This is a genomic window from Planococcus sp. CPCC 101016, from assembly GCF_007859295.1.
In the GTDB taxonomy this organism is placed as follows: Bacteria; Bacillota; Bacilli; order Bacillales_A; family Planococcaceae; genus Planococcus.
Window position 1 is genome coordinate 202,589 of the sequence record NZ_VOHB01000004.1, and the last position, 23,873, is coordinate 226,461.

The 23,873-nt window shown below is 43.9% G+C and carries 26 protein-coding genes; 11 read left to right on the forward strand and 15 right to left on the reverse strand.

What is annotated here, in order from left to right:
* Positions 1–27 precede the first annotated feature (27 nt).
* Complete coding sequence (locus FQV26_RS15325; RefSeq protein WP_146558460.1) at positions 28–1,401, forward strand: Glu/Leu/Phe/Val family dehydrogenase; 1,374 nt, start codon at positions 28–30, stop codon at positions 1,399–1,401.
* A 343-nt stretch (positions 1,402–1,744) separates the two neighbouring features.
* Here FQV26_RS15325 and FQV26_RS15330 read toward each other — a convergent pair whose 3' ends face one another.
* From FQV26_RS15330 to FQV26_RS15340, 3 genes are read right to left on the reverse strand one after another with little or no spacing between them, the layout of a single operon-like run.
* Positions 1,745–2,653: a catalase family peroxidase gene (locus FQV26_RS15330; protein ID WP_146558462.1), complete on the reverse strand. Its 909-nt coding sequence runs from the start codon at positions 2,651–2,653 to the stop codon at positions 1,745–1,747.
* 49 nt (positions 2,654–2,702) lie between these two features.
* A complete protein-coding gene (locus tag FQV26_RS15335; protein ID WP_146558464.1) occupies positions 2,703–3,479 on the reverse strand; it encodes an ABC transporter permease in 777 nt (258 codons plus the stop codon).
* A 13-nt stretch (positions 3,480–3,492) separates the two neighbouring features.
* On the reverse strand, positions 3,493–4,401 hold the full coding sequence (locus FQV26_RS15340; protein ID WP_146558466.1) for an ABC transporter ATP-binding protein: 909 nt from the start codon (positions 4,399–4,401) through the stop codon (positions 3,493–3,495).
* A gap of 195 nt (positions 4,402–4,596) precedes the next feature.
* On the opposite strand from FQV26_RS15340, the gene FQV26_RS15345 reads away from it, so the two are divergent.
* The 3 genes from FQV26_RS15345 (at position 4,597) to FQV26_RS15355 (ending at position 7,295) form a co-directional block, all read left to right on the forward strand.
* Positions 4,597–4,860 (forward strand): GNAT family N-acetyltransferase, encoded by a 264-nt coding sequence (locus FQV26_RS15345; protein ID WP_146558468.1) that lies wholly within the window; start codon positions 4,597–4,599, stop codon positions 4,858–4,860.
* A 97-nt stretch (positions 4,861–4,957) separates the two neighbouring features.
* Positions 4,958–6,220, forward strand: coding sequence for an erythromycin esterase family protein (locus tag FQV26_RS15350; protein ID WP_146558470.1), 1,263 nt, complete (start codon positions 4,958–4,960; stop codon positions 6,218–6,220).
* Positions 6,221–6,359: 139 nt separating this feature from the next.
* Positions 6,360–7,295 carry an aldo/keto reductase gene (locus tag FQV26_RS15355; protein ID WP_146558472.1) on the forward strand — a complete coding sequence of 312 codons (936 nt, stop codon included), beginning with the start codon at positions 6,360–6,362 and terminating at the stop codon, positions 7,293–7,295.
* Positions 7,296–7,338: 43 nt separating this feature from the next.
* On the opposite strand, the gene FQV26_RS15360 is transcribed toward FQV26_RS15355, so the two are convergent.
* On the reverse strand, positions 7,339–8,016 hold the full coding sequence (locus FQV26_RS15360) for a hypothetical protein (protein WP_146558473.1): 678 nt from the start codon (positions 8,014–8,016) through the stop codon (positions 7,339–7,341).
* Between the two features lie 130 nt (positions 8,017–8,146).
* On the opposite strand from FQV26_RS15360, the gene FQV26_RS15365 reads away from it, so the two are divergent.
* Positions 8,147–8,443 (forward strand): BTB/POZ domain-containing protein, encoded by a 297-nt coding sequence (locus FQV26_RS15365; protein WP_146558475.1) that lies wholly within the window; start codon positions 8,147–8,149, stop codon positions 8,441–8,443.
* A 28-nt stretch (positions 8,444–8,471) separates the two neighbouring features.
* Here the strand turns inward: FQV26_RS15365 and FQV26_RS15370 are convergent, their stop codons facing one another.
* The 4 genes from FQV26_RS15370 to FQV26_RS15385 all read right to left on the reverse strand — a co-directional run bounded on the left by FQV26_RS15370 (position 8,472) and on the right by FQV26_RS15385 (position 11,444).
* Positions 8,472–8,672: a hypothetical protein gene (locus FQV26_RS15370; RefSeq protein WP_146558477.1), complete on the reverse strand. Its 201-nt coding sequence runs from the start codon at positions 8,670–8,672 to the stop codon at positions 8,472–8,474.
* 113 nt (positions 8,673–8,785) lie between these two features.
* Positions 8,786–9,736, reverse strand: a complete 951-nt coding sequence (locus FQV26_RS15375; RefSeq protein ID WP_146558479.1) for an ATP-grasp domain-containing protein — start codon at positions 9,734–9,736, stop codon at positions 8,786–8,788.
* A gap of 11 nt (positions 9,737–9,747) precedes the next feature.
* Positions 9,748–10,806 (reverse strand): LLM class flavin-dependent oxidoreductase, encoded by a 1,059-nt coding sequence (locus FQV26_RS15380; RefSeq protein WP_146558480.1) that lies wholly within the window; start codon positions 10,804–10,806, stop codon positions 9,748–9,750.
* Positions 10,807–10,964: 158 nt separating this feature from the next.
* Complete coding sequence (locus tag FQV26_RS15385) at positions 10,965–11,444, reverse strand: PaaI family thioesterase (protein WP_146558482.1); 480 nt, start codon at positions 11,442–11,444, stop codon at positions 10,965–10,967.
* A 166-nt stretch (positions 11,445–11,610) separates the two neighbouring features.
* Here FQV26_RS15385 and FQV26_RS15390 point away from each other — a divergent pair, with 166 nt between their 5' ends.
* Positions 11,611–11,808 (forward strand): DUF2188 domain-containing protein, encoded by a 198-nt coding sequence (locus FQV26_RS15390; RefSeq protein WP_146558484.1) that lies wholly within the window; start codon positions 11,611–11,613, stop codon positions 11,806–11,808.
* Positions 11,809–12,490: 682 nt separating this feature from the next.
* The gene (gene pepF / locus FQV26_RS15395) at positions 12,491–14,302 is read left to right on the forward strand and encodes an oligoendopeptidase F (protein ID WP_146558486.1); all 1,812 of its coding nucleotides are present in this window, start codon (positions 12,491–12,493) and stop codon (positions 14,300–14,302) included.
* A gap of 96 nt (positions 14,303–14,398) precedes the next feature.
* Here the strand turns inward: pepF and FQV26_RS15400 are convergent, their stop codons facing one another.
* The 5 genes from FQV26_RS15400 to FQV26_RS15420 form a co-directional block, all read right to left on the reverse strand.
* Positions 14,399–15,685: a purine/pyrimidine permease gene (locus FQV26_RS15400; protein ID WP_146558488.1), complete on the reverse strand. Its 1,287-nt coding sequence runs from the start codon at positions 15,683–15,685 to the stop codon at positions 14,399–14,401.
* Positions 15,686–15,767: 82 nt separating this feature from the next.
* Complete coding sequence (locus FQV26_RS15405) at positions 15,768–16,037, reverse strand: hypothetical protein (RefSeq protein WP_146558491.1); 270 nt, start codon at positions 16,035–16,037, stop codon at positions 15,768–15,770.
* A gap of 170 nt (positions 16,038–16,207) precedes the next feature.
* On the reverse strand, positions 16,208–16,849 hold the full coding sequence (locus FQV26_RS15410) for an NAD(P)-dependent oxidoreductase (protein WP_146558493.1): 642 nt from the start codon (positions 16,847–16,849) through the stop codon (positions 16,208–16,210).
* A 98-nt stretch (positions 16,850–16,947) separates the two neighbouring features.
* On the reverse strand, positions 16,948–17,979 hold the full coding sequence (locus FQV26_RS15415) for an LLM class flavin-dependent oxidoreductase (RefSeq protein ID WP_146558495.1): 1,032 nt from the start codon (positions 17,977–17,979) through the stop codon (positions 16,948–16,950).
* Positions 17,980–18,065: 86 nt separating this feature from the next.
* On the reverse strand, positions 18,066–18,800 hold the full coding sequence (locus tag FQV26_RS15420) for an MBL fold metallo-hydrolase (RefSeq protein WP_146558497.1): 735 nt from the start codon (positions 18,798–18,800) through the stop codon (positions 18,066–18,068).
* Between the two features lie 124 nt (positions 18,801–18,924).
* Here FQV26_RS15420 and FQV26_RS15425 point away from each other — a divergent pair, with 124 nt between their 5' ends.
* The 4 genes from FQV26_RS15425 (at position 18,925) to FQV26_RS15440 (ending at position 22,323) form a co-directional block, all read left to right on the forward strand.
* On the forward strand, positions 18,925–19,254 hold the full coding sequence (locus FQV26_RS15425) for a YflT domain-containing protein (protein ID WP_146558499.1): 330 nt from the start codon (positions 18,925–18,927) through the stop codon (positions 19,252–19,254).
* A gap of 256 nt (positions 19,255–19,510) precedes the next feature.
* Complete coding sequence (locus FQV26_RS15430; RefSeq protein ID WP_146558501.1) at positions 19,511–20,566, forward strand: YkvI family membrane protein; 1,056 nt, start codon at positions 19,511–19,513, stop codon at positions 20,564–20,566.
* A 287-nt stretch (positions 20,567–20,853) separates the two neighbouring features.
* Positions 20,854–22,020, forward strand: a complete 1,167-nt coding sequence (locus tag FQV26_RS15435) for an acyl-CoA dehydrogenase family protein (protein WP_146558502.1) — start codon at positions 20,854–20,856, stop codon at positions 22,018–22,020.
* 3 nt (positions 22,021–22,023) lie between these two features.
* A complete protein-coding gene (locus FQV26_RS15440; protein ID WP_146558504.1) occupies positions 22,024–22,323 on the forward strand; it encodes a DUF3219 family protein in 300 nt (99 codons plus the stop codon).
* Between the two features lie 116 nt (positions 22,324–22,439).
* Here the strand turns inward: FQV26_RS15440 and FQV26_RS15445 are convergent, their stop codons facing one another.
* Positions 22,440–22,700, reverse strand: a complete 261-nt coding sequence (locus tag FQV26_RS15445) for a DUF3006 domain-containing protein (protein WP_146558506.1) — start codon at positions 22,698–22,700, stop codon at positions 22,440–22,442.
* A gap of 4 nt (positions 22,701–22,704) precedes the next feature.
* Entirely contained in the window at positions 22,705–23,826 is a 1,122-nt protein-coding gene (locus FQV26_RS15450) for an MBL fold metallo-hydrolase (RefSeq protein ID WP_261384378.1), read from the reverse strand.
* Between the last annotated feature and the right edge of the window lie 47 nt (positions 23,827–23,873).

Consider the following 23,873-nt stretch of genomic DNA (forward strand, 5'->3'; position numbering starts at 1 on the left):
GACAATACACTTGGAGGTGTTCTGGAAATGCAGAAAGAAACCAAAAAAATCATCCAGGAATCATTGGATGCATTGCTTGAGAACGATTCATTTCTTCCTGATCTGGCAAATCGGAAACAGGCTTTCGCTTCACTCAGCGCCATCCTTTCCACACCCGATAAAATACATAAATCATTCCTGCGGGTTCCCCTGGATGACGGAAGTGTCGTGAGAATCCCTTCTTATCGCGCACAGCATAACAATGCAATGGGACCATATAAAGGCGGAATCCGTTTTCATGAAAGTGTTAATGAAGAAGAAGTCATCAATCTCGCCTTTTTAATGACCTTGAAAAATGCCCTTCATAAAGTGCCATTCGGTGGAGGCAAAGGTGGGATTGTTCTCAATCCACGAGAATACTCGGAAAAAGAACTGAATCTTATTTCCAGAAAATACGTCCGCTATTTTGCTGATGTTATCGGTCCGGATAAAGATATTCCTGCTCCTGATATGGGATCGGGCGAACGTGAAATGGATTGGATGATGGCGGAGTTCAAGAAAGTTCATTACGGAACCCCTTATTTAGGAAGCTTTACCGGTAAAAGTGTCGTCAACGGCGGTTCTCTTGGAAGACGGGAAGCAACCGGAAAAGGCGTATACTTTACATTCCGTTATCTGCTCCATGATTACGTAAAGGCAAATGAACAACTACTTTCTAACAGCAACAACCGCTTTGCCAAGACTACCTTGGAGCTTTACGACCGCCCTTTGAAAATGGCTGTTCAGGGCTTCGGAAACGTCGGATCGGTTGCAGCGCTTGAAGCATACAAATGTCCGTTGATTGACCATAAGATTGTTGCCGTCAGTGACCGCAACGTTACATTATTCAATGATGACGGGTTGGACATTCCAGCGTTGATCGAGTTCACCAAAACCAACCGCGGGGATTTGCCATCAACAAATGAACAGCTCGAAAGTTCCAACATCAAAGCCGACATAAAAGAGCGGGACAGCCTTGTCACCCTCCCTGTCGATGTCCTTGTTTTGGCGGCATTGGAAAATCAGATTCACAAAGACAATATGAAGGAAATCCAAGCACGGATAATCGTTGAAGGTGCGAACGCACCAACAACATCAGAAGCTGATGAATACCTGAACGAGCAAGGGGTTGTCATCATACCAGACATTCTGGCAAATGCCGGCGGGGTCATCGTTTCTTATTTTGAATGGCTGCAGGGCCGTGAAACCCAGTTCTATACTGAAGCGGAAGTTTATCGTTTACTGATAGAGAAAATGCAGGAAACAATGGATATGATGCTTCCGCAATATTATGGCGATCCATTCGCATTACGCCAAAATTGCTTTATCCATGCCGTCATGAAGCTATCGACTGTCATCTATCGTCAAGGCAAGCTTTACTAAGGAAAAGCGGAAGCGCCCGTGTAGCTCTGACGGGCATAAGACGAACCAGCGCCGTGGCGTTCTTTGCCACACAGCTGGGGTGGCTTATGACCCGAAGAGCTGGGCGCTGAAGTCTGGACATCAAGAAAAGCGGAAGCGCCCGTGTAGCTCTGACGGGCATAAGACGGACCAGCGCCGTGGCGTTCTTTGCCACACAGCTGGGGTGGCTTATGACCCGAAGAGCTGGGCGCTGGAGTTTGGACATCAAGAAAAGCGGAAGCGCCCGTGTAGCTCTGACGGGCATAAAATTATATATTGATGATTATTGAAAACGCACAACCCAATTTGTAGGGTTGTGCGTTTTTTACAGTTCCGACATTCTGCGCTGGTGAGAAATTCTATAAGCATCATGCCGGAAATTCAGAATCCGGTCTTCCGAACACTCAATGCCGTCGGTCATTAAAGTCGGATCGAAAACAATTGCATCTGCTTCCGGTGCTTCTTCTGTTATCTCCAAATAACCGATTGTCAGTTTTTCGCGATCGTCCGGCCATTCTTTTGTCGGATCGTCGGTGGGGTCTTCCGGCTTCCCTAAAATCACTTCCAGACGAAAGTTCACTGGTCCTTTTGCAAGACGTTCTTCTATATCCGCTTCAAAATAGCCCACGCGCAAGGTACCTACCTCAAGTGGGGACAAAGTCTCCACTCCATCTTCCGGCTGCCAGAGGTACTTGATTGGCTGCCGATGGCCAGCTTGATCAATAAAATAAAAAGCATGAACCGAGTTATACTGTCCTGTAGCAAAACTGGCCGGTGCCTGCATTTTTCGGATATTGTTTAGCATCGCTCCACTTTCAGGATAGTCTGAAAGCAAGGCACCCAGTTCCTTCAAATTGGGTTTCCCTTTCTTAAATGACTTTACAACCCCCAGCATTTCCATGAAGATTTCAGGCGTTTTGGCAAAAAAAATGGGAGATGTAACGCCAACGATATTAGTGGCGTCGCCGTTCGGCAACCGGAATTGGACGGCCATTCCCTTGACCGGCGACATTGCATCGGCCCAAGTAGGGTCTGGAGAAAAATGCGAAAAGCGTACAAATGCTTCACTTTCACCTTTTTGAAAATGTGTTGCCGTCGTCCATTGACTGGCAGCACCGGTTGCCGTAAATTGAGCTCTGTAGCTTTTCCCTCTGGCATGGGCTCGGCGGTAACCTGTATGCGTGCCAAACACCTTTTCAATTCGATCAATAGCCGTTTCTGCTAATTTGTCCATTTCATCACCTCTTAATAACTCTATACCCCTTCACACCGTCTTTAACAGTTTAATGCTGATCTGCATACATCCACCACGAAACCGTAGCTCCGAGACCCACTATACCTATAAGAAACACCAATAAAAAACTGCCGATCTCAAGAGCTGGACCAGTTCCAGCGATCCCACTAAATATAGCTGGCACCGCCCAAGGAAAATACTCCCCGTGACCAGCTGCCGCAATGATTTGTGCCAGCACCACCATAAATAGAATAAAACCGATAGGCGCTAAATACCCTCTGCCGTAACAGGCCAAAAAAGCTGGCAATGTGCTAAGCGCTAGCGTGAGAATTGTCGTGACCAATAAAATAAAGCCACCCTCCATAGCAACTTCATAAGACAATCGGGGAAGTTGGATGACAAGGCCGATAGCGACGCCGAGCAGGATGACATAAACACTCAACAGAAAGTTCGTAAAAAGTACGGCTAAAAATTTTGCGAGGATAATCACCATTCGATGGGAAGGCAAAGTCAGTAAATCCTTGATGGTCCGATCTGCATACTCTCTTCCAAACACCCAACTGGTCACAAATCCGAATACCAGAATGCCTCCAACCGCAATTATTTGAGCCAGCATACTCAGATAAGCCGGCCAATCTGCAACTCCAAAAATCTGCGCCTTGTCTCCGATTAGTCCTGAACTTTCAGCGAGCTCTGGATTTTTTAAAACAAATATAAAAAATCCGGCCATTAAAGGAGCCATTGTAAAGACGGCCAAGGTAATCCAAATCATCTTTGACTTTCGAATCTTCAACAATTCCATATGAGTCGCCGTAAAGAAAGTCATCGTATCCCCCCATTCACTGTGTAATGATACGTAGAAAGTACGATTCCAGCTCTTCTTCTTCCACAGCCAAGTGGGTCGGGGGAAATCCTTCAGAGACTAAATAACGAGAAATTTCATCCGGATGTCTGACTGCATGTTCAGTGATTGTTTCAATTCTTCCTGTTGCGTTAAAAATGGCTTGATACCCTGCATGATTTAACGCAGCCATCGCTTTTTCTTTTTCCTTTGCATCTACAACCAACCGTTTGTTAAGCAGATCTTTAAATTGTTCTGTTCTGATTTCCTGAAGCAGTTGCCCATGATGAATCACCCCTATTTTAGTCGCAATTTTAGCTACCTCGCCCAGTAGGTGACTTGACATAAAAATTGTTACCCCCAGCTCGTAGGCTAAATAGCGAAACAGTTCACGGACTTCCACAATGCCGGTTGGATCCAGGCCGTTAGAAGGTTCATCCAAAATCAAAATTTCCGGCTTATGCAATAAAGCCTTTGCTATTCCGAGACGCTGGGTATTGCCTAATGAAAGTTTCCCAGCCTTTTTGTCTGCATATTTTGTCAGCTTTAATTGGTCCATAACTGTTTGTACCGCTGCAGGATCGGAAACGCGCCTCAAACGGCGAAAAATTTCCAAATTCTCTTTTACTGTAAGTTCGGAATAGGCATAAGGCGTTTCCACGAGACTGCCGACTTTCGCCCATAAAGAGTAATTGGCAAGTCCAATTTTCTGCCCTTGAATATAACAGGCTCCATTGCTGGGGCGAATCATTCCTAAAAGCATTTTGATGGTAGTCGTTTTGCCCGAACCGTTTAATCCAATAAAACCGTAGATTTCCCCTTTCTCAATTTCCAGAGAAACATCTTCTACAGCTGAAAAGCCCTTGTAATGCTTGGATAGATGAGACAATTGAATGAGTGGTTTCATCTTTACTGCTCCTTCGTTAAAGCTTCTTTACCTCTCTAAAAAAACAGAATTTTCATTTATATTATCTGCCTGTTTCTTCTAATATACAATCGCTTTTTGGATATTGAATAAATTTCCTTGAAGCGCTTGAATATTTTCTACCGGAAAGGGAATACAAAAAAGAATGCAGAACACAAACTAAAGGAGGCATTGTCCATGGATTTTAAACATGAAAACAATAAGTTCTCGGCATTAGAGAATTCCGAAGAATTGGCTTTTCTAAGCTATGTACCCAATGGAGATATATTAACTGTCGACCATACCGAAGTTTCTCCACAGCTGGAAGGTCAGGGAATCGGCAAGAAATTGGTAGCTCAAGTCGTTGAATACGCCCGCAGCGAAAACAAAACGATTGATCCGCAATGTCCATTTGCCAAAGCAGTCATTGAAAAAACACCTGAATATCAAGACGTACTGTGAAATTGAACCAGCATCCGTACCAAAGCGGATGCTGGTTTTTTGTATTGTTTGAGGAGCGCGTCAACGGGAACATGAACAATAAAAGGGGTTGAAAAATGTGAAGACATCACTTGAAGAAGCCGTCAGACTGAACGCACAGCCATTCAGTTCAGTCGAAGATTTGACACCTCTTTTAGAAGCAATCGGTGATGCAAAATTTGTCCTTTTGGGAGAAGCAACACATGGAACGTCCGAATTTTACACGTGGCGGGCAGCTTTGACCAAAAGATTGATTTTGGAAAAAGGTTTTTCCTTGATCGCTGTTGAAGGTGATTGGCCTTCTTCCCAACGGGTGAACCGTTACATTAAAGATTTTGATCAAGACGAAAAACAACCGCATGCAGTACTTCAGGCTTTTAAACGATGGCCTACCTGGATGTGGGCCAATGAGGAAATTGCTGATTTTATCAACTGGCTGAACAAACACAATCAAACAAATCAACAAAAAGTCGGTTTTTATGGCATTGACGTTTATAGCTTGTGGGAATCCATGGAAGAAGTACTCCTTTACTTAACAGAAACCAATCCGGCGGGTGGAGATACCGAATTGGCAAAGAAGGCTTTTTCCTGCTTCGAGCCCTTCAACCGCGAACCTGACCATTACGCCTTGACTGCTGCAGACTTCTCCAAGTCATGCGTGGAAGAAGTCTCCCGGTTGCTGGCCTCGATCCGTTCGAATGAAGACCTATACAAAGATGAATATGAAAGTGACTTAGATCTGAAGATCAATGCCCTGGTCACGAAAAATGCAGAAGACTATTACCGTGCCATGATGCAAAGCGGTGAAATGTCATGGAATATCCGTGATGAGCATATGGTGGAAGCCATCAACGAAGTTCGGGATTATCACGGCAATGAGGCAAAAATCATTATTTGGGAACACAATACCCACATTGGCGATGCCAGTGCCACTAATATGAAAAACGATGGCATGACCAACGTAGGACAGATTTTGCGTGAACAAAACCGTGTAGAAGATGTTTATTCCATTGGCTTTGGCACCCATTCAGGAACCGTCATTGCCGCACCTTCCTGGGGAGAGCCTGCTGAAAAAATGGAAGTTCCTCCTGCCACACCAAACACTTGGGAAGATCTTCTGCACCGTACGGGGGCATTCGATAAATTTCTTCTGTTTCATTCGGAAAATTTCAGTCTTTTTGACCGCTGGGTTGGCCATCGTGCAATCGGGGTAGTCTACAATCCCAAGTATGAAGCTTATGGAAACTACGTACCTTCAAAAATGTCCCAACGCTATGATGCTTTTGTTTTTATTGACCGCACTCACGCCTTATCTCCACTCCAAGTCGAAGACCGCTTCTAAAAAGAAGCGGTCTTTTCGAGCGTTTCATTCGACCCTAAAATTTTGAATGTTATGATAAAAGAAGACTTGCTTAGCAGGAATTAATTCTACTAAGCTTTAGTTGCAGAAATGACGAATTATCAAAGGAGCTGTACTGACAATGACGGAAAAGAAACAACTTGGAAAGACCGGCTTATACATTAACCCAATTGGCCTTGGCATAAACGCTGTAGGCGGACACAACCTTTATCCCGATTTAAACGAAGACACCGGCAAGGAACTGGTTCATGCCGGTATTGATAATGGATTAAATTTTATTGACACTGCTTACGCTTACGGCTATGGCCGATCAGAAGAACTGCTTGGCGAGGTGCTGCAGGAATCAGGCGCACGCCATGAGATGGTGGTAGCGACCAAGGGCGCGCAACGCCGGCAAGGGGAAGAACACATTACGGACAACTCTCCGGCATTTTTAGTCCAGTCCGTCGAAGAAAGCCTGAAACGACTTCAGACCGATTACATCGATTTGTTTTATATTCATTTCCCTGACGAAGAAACACCGAAAGCCGAAGCCGTCGGAGCCCTGCAACGCTTAAAAGAAGAAGGAAAAATCCGATCAATCGGTGTATCGAATTTCTCCATGGAACAATTGAAAGATGCCAATCAAGACGGTTATGTGGACGTTTTTCAAGGCGAATACAATCTGCTGAAGCGTCAGGCAGAAGATGATTACTTCCCTTACGTAAAAGCACAAGGGATTTCCTACGTTCCCTACTTCCCGTTTGCTGCAGGCTTGCTTGCCGGAAAATACGATAAAAATAAAACCTTCGATGATTTACGGACAAATATGCCTCATCTTCAAGGGGAAGAATTCGAACGCAACTTGGAAAAAGTTCGGAAGCTGAAAGACCTTGCTGAAGCGAAAGGCACTGAAACTGCTCATATCGTATTGGCCTGGTACTTGGCGCGTCCTGAAATTGATGGGGTTATTCCAGGGGCTAAACGTGCTGACCAGGTGTTGTCGAATTTAAGTGCACTGGACGTCGAACTAAGTACTGAGGAAATCCTTGAAATTGGATCTATCTTCAAAAATTAACCTAAACAAAAAGGCGACCCCTGAAGGTCGCCTTTTACAATGCTTATTTAAATTCGCCGTCGTTAATATTATACAAATAACTCCAGTTATCCGCTTTATATAGCTGGTGGAAAGTAAGGCGATCACCAGTACCCAGTGTCACTTCTTCTCCAACAATCGCTACTATCATCGCTGTTCCCCCATTATCCAGGTTCAAGTACACATCTCCGATAGAAGGACGAATGGCGTTTTTCTCACGTAGAACTTCCTCTAACTGAGCATCTTGCTCCAGCTGTTCAGCTGAAACTTTGGATTTATCCAGATAGACGATATCGTTGCTGCCTTCTTCTTCTCCAGGCACCATAACAAGAAATTCTTTTGACTTCACGGTATTCTGTCGACTAGTAATGACATTTTTTCCTTCAACCGATTCAACTTTTTCAAATTCATTCAATGAATAATGATCCATGTAATCGGGATCTGGTTTAGTGATTAGAATATAACCGCCTTCTTCTGCCGGCCGATCTTCCCGTAAGGTATATCTGGATCCGAAGAATAAGAATGTATCCATATGTTTTGGTTTGTAGAATGTGACTTCATCAGCCTTGCAGGCGACTTGTTCCATATCCTTTACGCGGAACATCAGCACCGACTTTTTAGCCAGCGGTTTTACAGAATACACCTTGTGTAATTCATTTTGATAATAAACGAATTGCCCTTTCCGTACTTGCAGTAATTTCATCATTTACCCTCCGATACTGTTGTTGCTATGGCTTTATTCTAGAGTAAAAATAGATAGAAGTCCATGCAGGGACTTGAATTGTTTGGTATGCTACTATCACAAAAACTATTTACAGGCGAGGTGCCTATATATGGACAATGAAAATAGAGATGAATACATTGTAAAGAAATACCAGGAAGATGAACAAATTATGGTTCAGCTCTTTGTTCAATGGTGCACAAATCACCAATTGGATCCGGCCGAACTTTATCACCGAGCATATCCTGGACAGCTGCAAAGTCCTATTTTAGCTGCAGCAATCGATCAAGTAGATGCAGAAGAACTCGATATTGATCATGGCACATTGTTGGATGTCCTTCAGATGTTCGGAAATGACGATTTGGCTTTTGTGGTATCGGAAGAAATCGATAAGCTTTTAAAAAAGTAAAAGATCAAGTGCCTGTGCACAGGATCTTTTACTTTTTGCGTTTCCGCAGTTCTTTAGCTTTATTTTCAATATAACTGGTGCGCAAATTTTCATACCGATTGGATGCTACATTGCTGTAGATTTTATCAAATTTCGAATCATCTTCGACGGGTTCAACTTCTTCAATTTCCTCTGCTTCAACGGATTCTGATCGTTCTGTCAGCCCTTCTTCTTTCTTGTCTTTAAGCATTAACCCCACTCCTTCTTTTAAGCCTGCTGTTACTTAAAACTTTCCCTTGATCGTAATTGGATAAACACATAAAAAAAGCGGCCTTCTCATTTAAAAGATGGCCGCTTCCTCTATCAGACAGTTAATTTACTATTTTTTAATTCTTTACCGAGGAACTTGGCAAGTTCAAGCATTCCATATTTTCCGGCTCCCGCTTCTGCATCAGCGTTGTAGTTGGTATTGGTGTTCACATCATAAGTAAAGATATCCCCATCCGCGTTGCGAATAAATTCGATTCCAGCTACGTTAATATCATTTTGACGCAAGAAATCTTCGTATTTTCTCAGGATTGGATCATCAAAACCTTCAATCACTTGAAATTTCGGCTTTTCTTCAACTTCTTCCCCCACTGGGCAGAACAAATCATCAATCCGGCAAGCATCTGCGGGACACAACTCAAATCCTTCAGATGTATCTACTTGAACAGCGTAGACAAATTTTCCGCCGACAAATTCGCAGCGGGTTATAAATGGTTCCGGTGCTTGAATGTACTCCTGAATCAATGTAATTCCATCAATCGAGGGTTCAAATTCAGTGCCGTCGACATATTCCTTCAACGCTTCGAGCGAGTGGAACAAGCGCACACCCAACCCTTTACCGGCACGGTTATGTTTAGTGATGAAAGACGGGACATCCATTTTTTCTGCAGCTTGTAAAATTTGTTCTTTGCCATTTACAGCAATTGTTTTCGGTGTTTGGATTCCTGCTGCGTTTAACGCCATATATTGGTTGACCTTACTGACTTCGAGGCGCAAGGCGCGGCTCCCGTTAAAAACAGTACGCCCATGATGTTCAAGCCATACCAGTAAGGATTCAGTCAGTTCAGGCGCGAAACGATGGCCTCTTGTATGAGAAGATGCACTCATACGGCTGTAAAAAACGCCTTCAGGCGGAGCTTCGCTCAAATCAACTAAGCCTTCATCAATAAACCAGTCTTCATAAGGCAATCCCAATTCATCAAGCCGTTTGAATAAATGGGTAGTCCACTCTTCATTTTCGTGAATTACATAGATTTTCTCTGACATGCTGTATCCTCCTAGATGTTCAGCGCTTTAATCGCTTTTCTTTTTTCTTCAACCAATGGCATCACTTGCTGTGAAAATCGCTCCATTTCTTCCAGTTGCGGAGAAAATTGCAGCAACAGCAGGTCCAGTCCTGCTTCTTCATAAGCGACAATCCGCTCCGCAATCTGGTCCGGTGTACCAATTAAGTTTGGGCGCAAGCCACGATTTGATACCGAATAATCTTCCAGTTTTATTTGCTGCTCCAATTGCGATTTGCTGACAAAATCATTGTACCCAACATAACCGTCCGTTTCTTTCACGTCAGTAATGCGCGCGTACTCTTCAGCAACTTGCTCTTCTGTATCACGGCAAATCACGTATGCTGCCATGCCAAATGTCTGCAGAGGAGATCCACCAGCTTGCTGTCGCAGTTCTTTCATGCCACTGATTTTCTCTTGAATTTCTTCCAGAGTCCCGCCATGCATTACATAGGAATCGCAAGACTCCACTATTGATTTCTTGCCTCGCGGACTTTCCCCACCAGCGTAAAGAATTGGGTGCGGACGTTGCACCGGTTTAGGTTCAAGACGGGCGTTTTGAATATCGTAATATTTTCCTTTAAATGAAAATTCCTCTTGTGTCCACATGCCTTTGACGATTTTCAAAAACTCATCCGTCCGATCGTATCGCTCATCGTGTTCTGTAAACTCTCCGCCATATTGCCTTGCCTCTTCTGCCCACCAAGCTGAAACCACGTTCAACGTAAAACGGCCGTTTGATATTTGATCAATGTTGGCAGCCATTTTTGCTGCAATTGCCGGGTTATGAAATGCGGGACGGATGGCTGTCATAATTTCGATTTTTTCAGTCACTGCCGCCAGCGCTGCTGCAGTAGACCAAGCTTCAAGGGAATCAGCTGCCATCCCTTTAATATCATTTAAATTCAATTCCGCAATCAAGGTAGTGTCATAACCCCATTTTTCTGCGGATTGAACAACTTTTTTCGCATACTCAAATGTTGGCGGCATCTGTTCTTCGTCCACGTTCCGCAACCAACCGCCAAAAATCGGCAACCAAAACCCATATTTCATCTCATTTCACACCTTCCTGCTTAAATCAATTTCTCAAAAGATTCAATCTTTAAAAGAATAAAGAAAGTATACAATAAAACCTTCAATCCTTACCAGTAAACTAGACTTTAAATTCATGATAAAAATAAAGGGAGGGTTGCCGCTTTTATAAAAGCCGATTATTTAGCAAATGAAGCAGGCATGACCACTGCGGTGACTTCCCCTGTCGCGCATAGCGTTTCTCCTGCATAGACTTCTGTTTGCACCTTGAATTTTTTCGGATGGATTTCTTCAATTCTGCCCATTGCCTTTAAAGCAATTCCTTGAGGAGTCGGCTTTAAATAATCGACACGCAGGGAAGCCGTGACAAAACGCGGCGGCTCCTCTCCACTGCCAGCTTCAAATCCTTTTTTACGGTGGAGCGCCAGCGATGCGGATCCTGTTCCGTGGCAGTCTACGAGGGAAGCTATCAATCCGCCGTACACAAATCCAGGAATGGCTGTATGCTCAATTTTCGGTGTATACCAAGTTATGGTTTCTTGTCCATTCCATCCTGTACGGAACTTATGACCTTCTTTGTTCAGGCGCCCGCAACCGTAACACCAGGCAAAGTCTTCTGCGTAATCGTCCTGAATAGCATGTTCAATCGTTTCTGTCATAGATCTCCCTCACTTCTTAAGTATAATTTTTTACTTTCATTCTTTGTTATGTCCTCCATATTACGCTTTAATCAACTATTTTCTAGTCAAGAATCGTTTAATTGGATAGTCAGCAGGGAACACAAAAAATATAACTGGAAGATAATTGGAAGTTGGTTGAATTTACATGAAATCTTACAGCGTAGCGCCAAACCAGGACGCCTCCCGTTGGATTGTAAAATTGGAAGATGTCGCACCCACAGATTCTTATACATCTAAAGATGGTGCAATCGCAGCTGCGCAAAAACTGGCTAAAAGCAACAGCCCTAGCAAGGTGGAGATTTTAGATGACAACCACAATGTCATTGATACAAAAGAATACTGATTAAACTTGGGATGGCATGCCCCCGGGTTTTATTAGTTGAAGGGGAATTTATCCATTAACTTTTCATTCTCTCTTTAGGAAAAGTGGAATAAAAATGCAAAGGAAAAAGCATGATCCTTTTCATCAGATCATGCTCTTCCTTTTCCATCCCTCGAAAATCCTGAGGGATTTTTTGCACGCGGAAAATTTTATTAAATTCTTTCTACAAACTGTAAATCTCTGACGAATACGAAACTCTCGTCATTGCAGTTTAGTTACGCTGACTGTCACTTGCCGATAGGGCAATTAGGTTCACATCTACTTCTCAGTGAAATTTTTGGTTCTGCAGTCAGGCTTTCAATTGCACTTCCACAAAAAACTTACGGCTTACTGTTTGAAACACTTTCCGGATAGAAACCCAATTAACAATGGTTCCTGACAAGAGTGAATATCGTCAGTAAAGCAAATTTCCCGCCAAGGCTGTGCAGTTTCTCGTCTGAAGGCGATTCTGGATCGGATCCAGTCGTATTCTTCCGACGGTGATTCCGCCTTGTATTCATATAGTACCCATCCTTCTATTAAATTTAAACCTGTTTTTTAAATATTTTTTATTAAATTCTGAATAATATTTTTACATTTCACCGATCTCCCTCTATACTATTAATTAGTTCGAAATCCGTAATACTATAGAGGAGAGATTCGTATGGTTAAAAGTTTGCCGGCACGTTCAGCTATTCCTGTTGAAGAGACGTGGGACACGTCCAGTTTATTTACCGATTCCAAAGAATTTGACCGCGCATTAGAAAGTTTGGAAAAAGAAGTGGAAGCTTTTAATCAAAAAACCCAAGGAACGATTACCGATGTTCCATCCATCATCCAGGCTTTAACCGATTACAAATTCATCATTGAGAAACTAGTTCCGATAAGCACATACGCCAGCCTGACAATCAGTATCGATCAGACAAACGATCAATCACAGATGCAATCCAGCAAATTCAGTGCAGCTTCCGCTAAAATCAGCAGCAAGCTGTCTTTCATCAGCAGCGAGCTCCTGGCTTTACCGAAAGAAACACTGGAAAAGGCCATGCAGGAATCAGCTGAGTTCAGCGTGTTTCTAGAGAAACTGCTACGTAAAAAACCTTACCAGCTGCATCCTGAAGTGGAAAAAAGCCTAGCCGCTTATTCGTCCACATTTAGTGCCCCTTACGGTCTTTACAACACAACAAAAATGGTCGATATGAATTTTGAAGACTTTGAAGTAAAAGGCCAAAAGTATCCGCTCAGCTACGTTTCCTTTGAAGGCGATTGGGAAGCAGAGCCCGATCCAGAGCTGCGCCGTGCAGCATTTGAAGCTTTTTCGAATAAATTAAAAGATTATCAGCATACCACCGCCAAAACGTATGATATGCAATTGCAGACAGAAAAAACGACGGCAGATCTTCGTGGCTATGACAGCATCTTTGACTACCTGCTCTTTAACCAGGAAGTAGACCGCTCGCTTTATAACCGCCAAATCGACTTGATTACTAAAGAGCTTGCACCGCATATGCAAAAATACGCAAAATTATTGCAGAAGGTGCACGGCCTTGACCGGATGACTTTTGCCGATCTAAAAATCTCTCTGGACCCGAGTTATGAACCGGAAATTACAGTGGAAGAATCCAAACAATACATCGATGATGCGCTCTCCATCATGGGCACTGATTATATTGAAATGGTCAATCGCTCTTATTCCGAAAGATGGATCGACTTTGCACAAAACAAAGGAAAATCAACCGGTGCTTTCTGCTCGAGCCCATATGGCGATCATCCCTATATTTTGATTTCCTGGACTGGCCGCATGAACGAAGTCTTTGTTCTTGCCCACGAACTCGGGCATGCTGGCCATTTCTATAACGCCAACCGTGAACAGAATGTCTTTAATGCGCGGCCATCCCTTTACTTTATCGAAGCACCTTCAACAATGAATGAAATGCTCGTAGCCAATCATTTATTGAAGAACTCGGAGGACCCGAAGTTCAAGCGCTGGGTCATTTCATCGATTGTCGCGAGAACCTATTACCATAACTTTGTTACTCATCTGCTTGAAGCTGCTTATCAGCGAAAAGTCTATGAACGGATTGATTCCGGACAAAGTGTCAACGCCGGCGTTCTAAACACAATCAAACGCGGCGTGCTGGAGGAATTCTGGGGAGATGCCGTCGATATTACGGATGGCGCCGAGTTGACTTGGATGCGCCAACCGCATTATTACATGGGCCTATATCCGTATACCTACAGTGCAGGATTGACCATTTCTACTCAAGTATCGAAACGAATTTTAAATGAAGGACAGCCAGCGGTAGAAGAATGGTTGAAAGTCTTGAAAGCCGGCGGCACGAAAACACCAGTAGAACTTGCTCAAATGGCCGGAGTTGACATCACTACCGACCAGCCGTTGCGTGATACCATTGCCTATATCGGCGAACTGGTGGATGAACTGGTGCGATTGACAGAAGAGATCGAAGCTGAATAAAGAAAAGCGCAAGCGCTGGAAGCCTGAGGACTTCGCTTTTGCTGCTAAGAATGAAACCATAAAGAGCTGTACGCACTTAGATGCGTACGGCTCTTTTTAGGATTTCTTGTTCTGCCACAGTAATAGCTGCTCCACGAAAATGGCAATAATGGTACCCGTGATCAGTCCGTTAGACATTGTAGCTGCCAGAACCGATGGCAAATTCGCCACGCTTGCAGCTGGAACGAACATGATGCCGATACCGCTCATTAAACCGAAAGCAGCCACTTTATAGGAATGCTGACGGTTTTTTTCGTTCTCCAATTCGGTAAAGGCCATCTCTACCATTTTGGTGAATACGGCAAAGATGACTGCGTAAGCCACAGGAGCCGGCAGCGAAGCAAGGATTGCCATAAGAGACGGAAATAAACTGATCAGGATAACGATGACTCCTCCAAAAATGAACGGCTTTAATGCAGGTGTTCTGGTAGCGCTGACAAATCCAGCCGCTCCTGAAATCGGTACAGGTCCGATGGAAGAAAAAAGGCCAGCTAAGATATGGTTGATACCCGAAGCAACCGAAGCCTGCTTAATACGATCTGGCGCTTGGATCCCAAAAGAGTTTTTTAAAACGCTCTCCATCACTTTAATGGAAGCCATCATGTTGGCAATCAATAAAATGGTCAGGAATAAAGCTGTAACAAACATTCCACTATCCCAAATTAATGGTCCAAAGACCAGCATTTCCGGCAAGGAAACCAAGCCGCTTCCCCCGCTTCCTGCTTCGGGCGATTTGCCTAATATCCAGAAAATCAGCCAACCTGCTGCAATCGCAAACAGAATAGAGTAACGGCTGACCCAGGGCGCTTTATGGCTCATAAAAAAGAAAGTCAATAAAATCACTATAATGCCGCCCATTAATACCACACCATCTACCGGGTCGCCCTCTGAGACGATGCCCAGTAAGCCCGCGAGAATCGACTCGCTGATTTGAAGCACCAACAGCAAGAGGTAAACAAACGTTATCGTAGGTGTAAACAAAATCTTTAATTTGTCGACCAAACCCGTATAAGCGAAGATAATAAAAAGGACGCCACTGTATAATAAGCCGCTTTGCAGCGCTTGAAGCGATTCTTCCATAGAGGAATACATGATCCCGACCAAACCGGCATAAACGATGAAAATCCCCCACCACAAACCAGCCGGCCCTTCATTAATGGGCATACGGTGTCCGACAAAAGCCTGGACTAAACAAGCGATGCCCAACACAAACATGGTTCGCTGTACAAATAGCGCCGTATCCGTCGTATCCAGGCCAAAGATGCTGGCAATTGCAATTGGTGCTGCTATGGAAGAAGCAACCAGGAAGACCGCCCATTGCACACCGCCAAAAATGTTTTTCATAAGCTCTTTCCCCACTTCTTCGTTCTTCTCAATTGCTTACAGTATACACCTATTGAAAAGATCAAAAAAAGCCCTGACAATGTCAGGACTTCAGTTTATCGCGGGCTGCTTTTTCTTCGTTCACTTTGTCTACAGTTTCTTGTGGATTTTCAACGTTTTCATCCGATTTTTCCGCGTCAAAACCATCTTTGTAAACGGCCGGATAGCCTTGCTCTTCCAATTGTTTCACTTGCTTGCGAGAAGCTCTAACCAATAACCGCACAATCAGCACGGACAAAATGAATATAATAACGACAGAAATAATCCCGGGGATGTATTCCGATTTGTCTTCAGGAAAATATAAAAAATCCATTGTGTTGATTCCCACCTTTTAAGCTCAAGTTTCATCTCATTATACATGATTCCCACAGCCATTTAATGGAGGAACGTGAACATTTCATGGCAAGTTCCATTAGGATTTCTTTGATTTCAAGCAATAAAAAAAAGCCGATCCCCGTTGAAATCGGCTCTTTCTTAAAGTCGTCAGTAGCTTTCAGAAACTACTGTGAATCGACTATTCTTATGTTCACCGCTTTCGATTTCATCAACTAACGCAATTGCATAGTCTGCATAGCTGATGTAACTCTTTCCTTTGCTGTTGACGATAAATGCATCGTCGCCTTTCTGATAACGCCCCGTACGACGGCCTTCCGGATCGAAAAAAGCTGCGGGACTCAAAAATGTCCATTGAATGCCTTCTGAAGCTTCAAGATCGGCTAAATTTTGTGCTTGGCCGTTGGCGATTGATTTGAACGCTTCGGGAAACTCTGGAGTTTCTGCCAAACGTGTCGTTCGTGCTTCATCAACAAACAGACTGCCGGCGCCTCCAACCACAATCAACCGGGTGCCCGGAGCATCTTTAAGCGAATTAATAAGGTTTCTTCCTGCTTCGATATGCTGCTCTGCCTTTTCTGGGGGAACACCGAATGCATTTACCACCACATCGAAGGGAGCTAAATCTTCTGAAGTCAAACTGAAAACATCCTTCTCCAGCACTGGAACGTCAGAATTCTCGACTTTCTGAGAGTTTCTGACAATCGCTGTCACTTCATGCCCTCTCTTTAAAGCTTCTTTTAAAATTAAATTACCTGCTTTTCCAGTGGCACCAATAATTCCGATTTTCACTTACCTCTCCTCCAGTCTCTACAATCTGTAAAGATAAATAAAAGAATCAGCCTGCGACTATCGTATTTTGAAACCGCATGTACGATTTTCAAAACGGTTTAGATAGAACGTGCAGCTACAGACTTAAAGCGATTTGCAGCTTGTTTAAGAATTTCAAATGAACGTTTTCTCTTTTCCTGATCGTAAATATAGGAGACAGCGATTACTTCATCAACCTGCAGTTCTGCTATAAATTTCCCTAAGCGTTCACTTAGCGCCTCTTCATCGCCTTTAAAGGTGTATTGGGACATTCCACGTACCATCATTTCTTCACGATAGCTCCACTGGCCATCCATCGTATCCAACGGCGGCTGCAAAGGGTTCTTGCTGCCTCTTACCACATTTAAATAGAATTGATCACTGGATGTGGAAAGCTTTTCAGCTTCCTGGTTAGTATCAGCTGCAATGACATTTACACAAACCATTACGTACGGTGCAGCCAAGTATTCAGATGGCTGGAACCCACTGCGGTAAATTTGAAGAGCTTGCTCCAACTGCTGCGGCGCAAAATGTGCTGCAAATACATATGGCAGTCCAAGACGTGCAGCTAGTTGCGCACTTGAAGTGCTGGATCCTAGAATATAGACCGGCACTGCCGTTCCAACACCCGGATGCGCCCGGACAGGACCTTGTTCTTCAAGAGGCTTTAAGTAATTTTGAAGTTCGACGACGTCCTGCGGAAACGCAAACGCTGTTTCCTGAGTGGTTCTGCGAAGCGCATGTGCTGTCTGCATATCGGTGCCCGGAGCTCGTCCAAGACCGAGGTTCAAGCGGCCCGGATGCAGCGTTTCCAACGTCCCGAATTGCTCTGCTACAACTAGCGGTGTGTGGTTCGGCAACATGATGCCGCCCGATCCCACTTGAATGGATTCAGTATTTTCAAGAACTTTGGAAATTAGAATCGCGGTAGCAGAGCTGGCAAGTGTTGCTGTATTGTGGTGCTCAGACAACCAGAACCTCCGATAACCCAATTTCTCTGCATGCTGTGCAATTGAGACCATTTCATCTAGTGCATCTTTAGTTGTTCCACCTTCGCGAACCGGAACTAAGTCCAGAACGGAAACCGGAAATGAATCTATAGGGTATGGCATTTTTTTACTTCCTTTCATCCTTCGTATGCTCTAAGGATAAAAGGAAAATATCGGGTATACAAACTATCTGCCTGCTGATTGATGATTTAGAGTTCATAGCTCTTTCCAATTACTGCAAACTCGACTTCACCAGAATAACTGGATTTTGCTGCGTTTAAAATTTCAGCTAAATCTCCGTATTGAGGCAGATGGGTCAACAGCAATCGCTTGGCATTGGAGCGTTCGGCCAGTTCCCCTGCCTGACTGCCGCTCATGTGACCTTGAATAATACCCAGGTATTTTTCATAGAGATTGGATTCTGCTATCACCAGATCCGCATTTTCAGAAAAGCTGACCAATTCCTCTTTCCAGCTGGTGTCTGCAGTGAATACCGCTGTCCGCCCATTGGCTGTGAATTTCATAGCCAGACAATACACCGGATGAATCGTTTCACAGAATGAAACCTGCCAGGGACCTAGATTCAGTGTTTCTGATTCTTGAATAGCCCGCCCTTCCGTCACACCTTTATAGAACAATTTCTTGAATTCATCCGGATCCTTGTCATGCGCATAAAACAGGAGAGGTGTATCCCATTCCTTCAACTGCATGCCCACCATTGCGGCATGCTGCAGTACCCCGATGTCGGCAATATGGTCTGGATGGTAATGACTGATGATCACTGCATCTAAATCACGTAGCTCTGTGTAGTTCTGAACAGCCGCTAACACCCCGCTTCCGCAATCAACTAAACAACGAAATCCGTCTTGTTCAATTAAAAATGCTGAAGTCGCTTCATTTTTATTGGGATAACCTCCCCAAACGCCAATCGGTATGATCTTCAAAAAATCCACTCCTGTCTCTAATTTCTTTCAGTATAACTGATTGAACAAAGATCCTCTTGTTTAATCCCCCTCTTCCAGTGGTATGCATATTAGTAAGATACAAATTTACTTTGGAGGGATTACATTGACTTTAAAAATGACAGTTGAAAACGCAGTGCAAGCCAAAAAGGAAATTGAGAAATTAGAAACACAAGGATACTCTCTTGACGATATCTACATTTTCGCACACGACAAAAAGCGCAATAAGGACATTACCAAGGCATTAGACACGGAAGAAGTCGGCATAAAAGAGCAAGGCTTCTTGGACAGCATGAAAAACATGACCAGTTCACGTGGAGACGAACTTCGTGCGAAATTAGCAGCTGCTGGTTTATCCGACCAGGAAGCAGAAGAATATGAAGAAGAACTTGATAAAGGAAAATTGGTTATCGTCGCAAACAAAGACGTCGAATAATTGATTGCTAAAGCATCGTCGATTCAATCGGCGGTGCTTTTTTATGCGTTATATTGATCCACGGACTACTAATTGTTTTTTAACTATTCTAATATGTTATTTTTAACCATCTAACGGCATAGGTATATAGGGTTATCTATAGATTTAATCCCTTTTTCTTGTTGTACCCCATTATTCCATTTGTTATATTTAGATAGGGATTTTTTAATTTTTAAAAAACTTATCACTGCATCAAATCGCAACAAGGGGGAACAACATGAAAAGTTTAAAAATGGGAAGTGCCTTTGTCGGCATTATTGTTGGAGCCGGATTTGCTTCTGGCCAGGAAATTCTACAGTATTTTACAAGCTTCGGTTATATGGGAACAGTTGCAGCAATTCTTGCAACCGCTTTATTTGCCTATTTAGGGATGAGTTTGACAAGGCTCGGAAGCCGGATGAAAACTACATCGCATAAAGAAGCCATTTTCGGTATTAGCGGAAGAATCATTGGTACAATCGTCGATTACATAATCATTCTTACTCTTTTCGGAGTAGGAGTCGTGATGATTGCAGGAGCAGGTTCTATTTTCTCTCAGCAATTTAATTTACCAGCACCTTTAGGAAGTACAGTCATGGTAGTCTTGGTAGTTTTGACCATTATGATGAATGTCCAAAAAGTCATTGCAATCATTGGCAGCATTACTCCATTTTTGATTATTGCTGTCATCGGTTTGGCAGTCTACAGCCTAGTGACGATGGATTCCTCATTTGCAGCACTTAATTCAATTGCGAATGAACAAACTTCAGCTTTGCCAAATTGGTTCATATCTGCCATCAATTACGTTTCATTTAATATTGCGGTGGGTGCTTCAATGGCCATTGTCATGGGAGGCACTGAAAAAGATGAAAAAGTTGCTGCACGCGGCGGCTTTATTGGTGGACTTATCCTCGGCGGCTTGATTATTTTGAGCCATTTGGCGATTTTCTCCAAAGTGGACATTGTGGGCAGCGCAGAAATGCCTTTGCTGCAAATCGCTGATGATATTTCTCCTGTTCTTGGAGTCTTTATGTCATTTGTTCTCTTCGGCATGATTTACAATACGGCAGTCAGTATGCTGTTTTCATTCTCAGCACGCTTTGTCGTAATGGGAACTAAAAAATTCCGTATTTTTGTCATCATCGTCGGAATTATCGCTTACATCTTAAGTTTCGTTGGATTCACTGAACTTGTGAGACTGTTCTACCCAATTGTAGGCTATCTAGGATTATTCCTAGTTGCAGCTTTAATTGTAGCGGACATTCGAAAACCCCATAAAGAGAAATTGCAATAAACGGAGTTCTTCTCCGCTAACACGGGAGCCGCCAAAGCATGCCACACTGCTTTAGCGGCTTTTTTATGGTACGGTTAATTTAGAAAAGTGGAAGCGGCCGTTTAGATTCGACCGGCATAAGACAGTCCAACAGTGTAACGCTCTTTGTATGCAGTTAGGTTGTCTTATGACCCTAGCATTTGGCTGCTGGAGTCTGGACAAAGAAAAGAAGTAATTGCCTCGTCCGGCAGAACTTAAATTTAATTTAATCTTATCCCACTCCAATAAAGTGGAAGGAGTCTTTCTTTATGAACCAATTTATCAAAACACCTGAACAGCAAGCGTTAATCGAACAGCTTCACGCCATGCATCCGACTTTCCAGGCACGTGAGCCCGCATTGGATGCCCACGGCTCCTTCCCTTTCGATAACATCAAAGATTTGAAAAAAATAAACTATCATACTTTGTCGCTGCCAAAGGAATATGGCGGCCAGGGATTGGGGCTCTATGAATATGTCTTGGCACAGGAGGCCATAGCGGAAGGGTCAGGAGCAACAGCGCTTTCAATCGGTTGGCATGTCGGCATTGTCCTGGAATACGCAGAGAACCGCCATTGGCATGCAGATTCGGCTGAATGGCTGATGGCAGAAATTGCAAACGGTGCATTCATCAATACAGCCGCTACAGAAGCAAACGCCGGCAGTCCCGCAAGAGGCGCCTTGCCGCGTACAACCGCTGTTCTTGATGGCGATTCGTACATTGTCAGTGGAGAAAAAACCTATACATCCATGGCACCGGCTCTTGACTATATTTTTGTGACCGCCGCTGCAGAAAATGATGAAGTCATTACCGTCATCATTCCGCGCCATGCCGATGGAGTCTCAATTGATGAAACTTGGGATATGCTGGCGATGCGCGGCACCGCAAGCCATACATTGGTTCTCGACAATGTCCGGATTCCCAAATCCTATATTTTAAAACCGACTGGGGCTGGAGCCGCCGCTAAAGGCTGGCTGCTTCATATTCCTGCCTGTTATATTGGCATTGCCGCTGCCGCTAGGGCCTATGCAGTAAAATTTGCTGCTAATTACAAGCCTGCATCTCTTGGCAAACCGATTGCGGAAACCCCTGCCATCCAACAGACCATAGGTGAAATGGAGCTCGAACTGACGACCGCACGCCATCTTTTATATGGAACTGCAGAACGTTATGTTCTTGCAGACAATAAAGCTGAAATGGATGAAGCTCTGAATATCACGAAAATCGCCGTCACTCATGCAGCAATGGGCGTAGTGGACAAGGCGATGAAAATTGTCGGCTCCCGCGCTCTTTCGGAAGACAATCCGATGCACCGCCATTACCTTAACGTTCGGGCCGGACTCTATAATCCGCCGATGGAAGATATGGTTAAAAGTCAGCTGGCGGCGCAGGCTATCCAGCAATTTACCCACCACTTAAAAACAGAGGTGAAATAACTTATGGAAACGACGCTTTGGATTAATGACACTGAGATACATGCTTACAACTTTAAAGAAGAGTTGGTTAAAGAGCTTAATTCCGAAAAGGAAAAAAGAAAGATTTCCTTCGACTTTAAAGTCACCAGTGAAGAGTATCATGACATCGCAGTACTGCTTTATGAAATGCATTTTCGGATTCGTGTTCCAGCTAAAAAAGTTGAGTTTGACGCATCTATCTCCAATTATTCAACATCCATCACCGATCTATATAAACCCAATCAAGTAGCCGATTATTACTTGGAATTGATTGAACAGGATTAGGCACGTTGAACGTAGAGGATTTTCCTCAGCAGAGAATGAAAAAGTCATGAATCGAACTTACTCTTTAATCAGGTACAAAAAGAAGCCCAGGACATCAAGAGATTCTGGGCTTCTTTTTAATTCCGCTTGAAACGGCTTCCTTTTTTCTTCCGCCTAAGTCTCATCATCAGCTCTTCAGCCTGTTCGCTTTTAGAAGAGGTTGTCTTTTGATCCAAACTAAGAGCCAATTGGCCATTTTCTGCATCAATGGTAAACCATGAATTGATCTGGCTTCCTTCAGGCAAGCGATTGGCGGGCAAGACCAATTCAATGCCTTCTGCTTCCACTAAAATAACAGCATGTCTGCCGTCTTCAATCCGGTCCAAAATGCCTTTCATCGTGTTACCCTCCTATGCATGCCAGGCCCTGCTCTTGAATAGCTTCCAGCGTCCCTTGGCCGATTCCTTTTATGTCAGTCAATTCCTCTAAATTTTCAAATGGCCGTTGATCGATAATAGCCTGCGCATAAGCATCGCCAATCCCCGAAATCTCTTTCAACTCTGCCGAAGAAGCTATGTTCACATCAATGCAGCGGTTTTCCCCTTCAGTCGGAACCCCTTCCCGCTGTGTCTCTACGGTGTAGGATTTCCCATCTGTCTTAACCAGGATTGTCCCGTTGACATCTGTGCCATACACTTTCACTCCTGCATTTTCAGCGGCAGCTATTACTTCCGCATGCGGATGTCCGTAGGAATTATCGGCGCCTGCACTATAAATCGCAACTTCAGGAGCCACGGCCTCTAAAAAGGACGGACTTGTCGAAGTATTGGAACCATGATGCCCCAGGTGCAGAACTTCCGCATCGAGATTTGTGCCGCTGTCGATCATTTCCTGTTCTTGCTTAACGCCCGCATCTCCTGTAAAAATGAAACGGACATCGCCATAAGTCATTTTCATTGAAACCGATTCTTCGTTTGCCGCTCCGGTGATTTCATCCGGGTACAGCACTTCGATCTGGAGAGAACCCACATCAAAAACATCCCCGCTTCTCGGTTCAACGTAATCCGAACCGCTTGCTTCAATGGCCTGCAGCACATTAGTGAAGGTATTGGAGCTGCTCGTATTGCCTGACATCCACACTTCTCCAACATCAAATTCACCTATCACCTGCGCCATCTGCCCAATATGATCGGCATCCGGATGTGTCCCCACGACGATATCAATGTCTTTAATTTCTTGTTTTTTTAAATAATCCACCGCTTCTGTAGAGTTCCAATTACCTGCATCAATTAACATTGAGAATCCTTCAAATTCAAGCAATGTGGAATCTCCCTGGCCCACATCAATATAATGTACGGTCAGACCGTTCTGGGCAACTTCCTCTTTACCCGGCTCTTTAAGTTTTGATTGTTCACTTTGTTGACTGCTTTTTTTGTCTTTGTTTTCTTCTTTTGGCTGTTCAACTGTTTCTGCACACGCTGCCAGCAACACCATAACAAAGACTGCCAGTAAGGCCCACGTCATCTTTTTCAAAAACTCACTCCTCTTTCTCCAGTGAATTTTACCACATG